We start from the raw sequence: 4,474 nt of genomic DNA, 5'->3' as shown, positions 1-4,474 counted from the left end.
GAAGGGGCAAAAAACCACGCCGCCATTATCAACCAAAGACAGCTTGAGTGTTGTTTTGTAATGATTTCAGTGTGATTCTCTTGGGGTGACCCAGGGGGATTTCCATGTCCGCTGAACTTGAGCTTCATTCTCGCATCCGGACGCTTGCCGATGCGGTGGCCGCGTTTTCGGATGATGATCGCTGTCGTCGGCTGCTGGAGGCGATGGTCTGGCCACGGGGTCGGCTTTGCCCGGCGTGTGGCTGCCATCGGTCGATCAGCCTGGCCGGTCGGGATACGGGGCGTCGGGCACGGCCAGGGCTTTATCAATGCTCTGACCAGGATTGCCGGCAGCAATTCACGGTGACGACGCGGACCCCGCTGCATGCAACCAAGCTGCCGTTGCGCACCTGGCTGCTGGCCCTGTGGTTCATCCTGCAATCCGACAAGGGCGTCTCCTCGATCCGGCTGGCCGAAATCATCGGGGTGAGCCAGCCGACGGCATGGCGGATGGGGCATGTGCTGCGTCTGCTGGTGGCCCGTGACCACACGCTGGGTGGCGTCATCGAAATCGACGAAATGTATTTCGGTGGTGCTCCCCGGTCCGATCCCGACAAGCCCCGTGCCGGTCGGGGCCGCAAAGGACAGCCGCGCACGACCAAGACGCCGGCCATGGTCGTTGTTCAGCGTCCCGCCGGATCGGAACCGGGAACACCGGCCGGCGAAGCCAGGGCCTGCGTTGTTGCCGACCTGTCGTTGAACGAGACCGAACGGGTGCTGGAAGCGAGCGTGACACCGCAGGCCCATCTGATGAGCGACGAATGGAAGGCCTTCGTGGCGGCCGGCACCGGCTTCGCCCGTCACGACACCGTGTGCCATGCCCGCAAGGAATATGCCCGTGGCACCGTCCATGCCAATGCCGCTGAAGGCTTCAACAACCGGGTCCGCCAGACCATCGCCGGCGTCTTCCATCACATCAGCTCCCAGCATGCCGACCTCTATTTCCATGAGATCGGCTTCCGCTGGTCCCAACGCATCGCCGCTGGTCAGAAAATCCGCAAAGCCCGGAAAGGAAGGACAATCCTGCAAACCCTCTGGGACAGGGTGCCGCCCGCACGCCAGTTGCCAGCCGTTTTCATTATGGCCGTCGGTCGTCAGATCCGACGGACAAAAGCCGGCGGCATCGACGTCAGATCAACCGTGGCTGTCTTTGGTTGATAATGGCGAACCACGTTAAGCGGACAAATAGAGAACATCAGGTTGTGAGGCGTTCGGTTGGCGTTCTCAGCATTCTGTAGCCATCCTTGTCGAGCTTTGCGGGTTCGGCCCAGAGGTAGTCGCCGGTGAGATTGATATGCTGCCAGCCCAAGGGGGCCAGATAGGGCAGTAGATTGTCTGGGATATCCTCCCCCTGTCCACGCAGGAACCTGATGACGCGGTCCATGTAGACCGTATTCCACAGGATGATGGAGGCCACGACCAGGTTCAGGCCGCTGGCCCGGTGCTGCCGGCTTTCCAGGGTTCGGTCCCGCAGGCGGCCGAGCCGGTGGAAGCAGACGGCGCGGGCCAACGCGTTGCGGGATTCGCCCTTGTTCAGTTCGGCCGTCGCCTGCCGGCGCAGCATCGGATCGTCCAGCCAATCGAGGGTGAAGAGAGTGCGCTCTATCCGGCCCACCTCGCGCAGCGCCAGGGCCAACCCGTTCTGGCGCGGATAGGAACCGAGGCGGCGCAGCATCAGTGACGCAGGCACGGTGCCCATCCGCACCGAGGTTGCCAGCCGGAGCAGATCGTCCCAATGGGTCGAGATCATGGCCTCGTCGATGCGGGCCGCGATGAAGGGTTCCAGCGCCGGCCAGGTCGATGCCGGGCCGAATGTGTGGAGCCGGCGGTTCGCGATGTTGGGGATGCGCGGCGCAAAGCGGAAACCCAGCAGGTGACAGAGCCCGAATACATGGTCCGAAATACCGCCGCCATCGGTGTGGTGGACAGCGATATCAATGTCGCCGCCATGATAGAGCAGCCCATCGATGACATGGGCGGCTTCCCCTTCAGACACGGAAATCACCTTGGTGTGGAAGGGCGCATAGCGGCCGGAAATCCAGGTGTAGAAGGATATGGCCGGTCCCGACCCCTTGTGCGGATTGACGGCGCCCGCGACCTCGCCCTGACCGCCCAGCGGGAAATGCTGGCCGTCAGAACTGGACACCGAGGCATCGCCGAACCAGGCGGACAGAGGCTGCGCATGTTGGGCGGCAGTGACGCGAGCCAGGGCCCGGCCATAATTCTCCTCGCTGAGATGCCAGCCGGCGGCCCAGGCCAGTTGCCGGTAGGTGGCGAGATTGCAGGCCTCGGCCATACGCGTCAACCCCAGGTTGGTGGCGTCTGCCAGCACGGCTGTCAGGGTGATACGCGGATCGTCTCCGGGAAGTTGCGAGCGCTGATGGGTGAAGCACTCGATCATGCCGGTCCAGCGGTTGACCTCTGCCAGCAATTCGGTGATACGCACCCGTGGCATCACGGCCTGGACACGGTCGGCCAGTTGCTCCGCTTCCTCCGGGGTAACGGCTTGCAATGGTGAGATCTTCAATGCCGTCCCGTTGATCCTGACATCCGGGAGCAGTTGCTTTGCCGCCTGCCCGTCCACTTGGCGCAGCCGCTCCTCCAGTAGCTCCCTCCGCTCGCGCAGATATCCGATGGCCTCTTCCTGCACCGCGACAGGCAGCGGCCCGGCCAGCTTCATGGTCGAGAACAGGGTCTTCGGTACGAGCTGGTCTTCCACGGCCCGGTATTGCCGGCTACCGGCCACCCAGATGTCCCCGGCGCGCAGCCGGTCACGCAGTTCCACGAACAGGCAGAGTTCATAGGCGGGCATATTGATCCCGTCGTCACGCAGCACCGCCGCCCGCCAGGTGCGTCGGATGAAGCCAGTCGGCAGACCCTTGGGCAGATTCCGCCGGGATCCGGCATAGAAGGTCCGCATCAAAGCCAATGCGTTCAGCAGAGCCCCGACGCTGGCGATACCGTGAAAGCTGAAACTGTCCAGGAACATTGGCCCCACCCGGCGCAGCAGAGCGTGGTTGGTGGTGGCCAGCGCCGCATAGTCGGTGTCGTCGTCGCGGGTGAGTTCGCCGGCCTCAGCCACGGCGGCCTTGAACTCCTCCCACGGAATGACCGCCTCGATGGCCGCGAAGGCGTCTGTCCCTTTGCCACGTGCGTCGATCAACGCCTCACCCACCCTGGCCAGCAACCGCACCTTCTCATTCATGGCGCGGCTGTTGGCCTGGATCGTCTCGGCCGCGCGGCGTTCGGCTCGTCGAAACAGGCCACCGATCAGACGGTCGAACATGCCGATGACATCGTCGGTGAGCCGGGTAATGGTTTCCAGCACAGTCATCGTCAGGATGGACTGCCGGCGCAGCGGTGCCAGGGCTGACAGATGCTGGGATGACAGCCGGCCGCCTTCCCGGACCAGGAGGTGGACACGATCCGCATGGATGCTCTCCAGGATCGCCGGATCAATGGCGAGGGTCCGTAACGCAATCAATTGTTCAATCAGCCTGGACATGGCGCGGTGCCCCGTGGCGCCGGGTGGCTGACGTGCCCAGGCCAACAGGCTCATGCCTGTATCGGCGCGTTCCGCCAGCAACCCGTCTATGCCCTCGCGCTGTTCCACGGTCAGGGCAGCATCAATCTGTCTTTCGACATGGCGCTCGGCCTGCAACAGGGCGATGGCCACCAGACGTTCGATTGTGGAGGCAGCGGGAGCCGCGACCATCCGCCGCCGCAGTTCCTCCATCAGCAGGCCCGCCAGACCCATGCCGCTGGTGGTGACCAGCGCGACCGGGAGCAGCCATTTGGCGATCTCACGCCGGATCGGTTGCGAGAAGGTGGTGTAGCCATAGATGGCGTAGAGGGCTTCGAGCTGGTCATAACGTGTCTGCGACCGGGTGGCATATTCCGCCAGCGCGTCGGGTGGCAGGTCCAACTGATCGGCGATGAAGGACAACACCTGGGGCGGAACCAGTTCCCCCGGTCGCAGCAGCCGGCCAGGGTAGCGGAGCGCACAGAGCTGGACGGCAAAGCCCAGTTGGTTGTGCGGTCGCCTCCGGCGCGCCACGACGGCGATGTCGGCAGGGCTCAGCGTGTAATGGCGGATCAGGTCGGTCTCCGCCGTGGGCAGCGCGAACAGCGCTTCGGCCTGGGCATCGGTCAGTACGCTGCGGCGCGGCATGGCGGTTCTGTCCCAGTTGGAGTAATGTCTGTCAGATACGCACCAAAGCCCAGACGTTCCGCCATCGACAGGGCGATGCCGCCGGGAGGGTTCAATTGGGACAGCGTGCGGTCCTCTACTGCCGCGTGTCCACGGTCGATCAATCCTGCGAGCGGCAGGAGCGGGATCTGCTGACCCTGGCCATGCGGGCGGGGTATGAGGTCGTGGGTGTCTACAAGGAAACCGGGGCGGGCACCAAACTGGACCGCGCGGAGCGGAAGAAGGT

At 64.1% G+C, this 4,474-nt stretch carries 2 protein-coding genes and 1 pseudogene; 2 read left to right on the top strand and 1 reads right to left on the bottom strand.

All coding sequences use genetic code 11. The features are described from left to right. Positions 1-104 precede the first annotated feature (104 nt). Positions 105-1,196, top strand: a complete 1,092-nt coding sequence (locus tag KBA48_RS32605) for an IS1595 family transposase (RefSeq protein WP_292912831.1) — start codon at positions 105-107, stop codon at positions 1,194-1,196. A 106-nt stretch (positions 1,197-1,302) separates the two neighbouring features. Here the strand turns inward: KBA48_RS32605 and KBA48_RS32600 are convergent. Further along, positions 1,303-4,209: pseudogene (locus tag KBA48_RS32600) on the bottom strand (Tn3 family transposase); the annotation flags it as partial. 95 nt (positions 4,210-4,304) lie between these two features. On the opposite strand from KBA48_RS32600, the gene KBA48_RS32595 reads away from it, so the two are divergent. Next, a partial coding sequence (locus KBA48_RS32595) for a recombinase family protein (protein WP_292912832.1) occupies positions 4,305-4,474 on the top strand: 170 nt, incomplete at its 3' end.

Origin of the sequence: Niveispirillum sp., assembly GCF_017996735.1 — a bacterium.
GTDB lineage: Bacteria > Pseudomonadota > Alphaproteobacteria > Azospirillales > Azospirillaceae > Niveispirillum.
Note: the sequence above shows the minus strand (reverse complement) of the source record. Positions and strands in the feature narration are given on the sequence as shown.

Excerpts from the sequence above, each read along its gene's own strand:
- KBA48_RS32605 (WP_292912831.1), top strand. The coding sequence starts at position 105 with ATGTCCGCTGAACTTGAGCTTCATTCTCGCATCCGGACGCTTGCCGAT.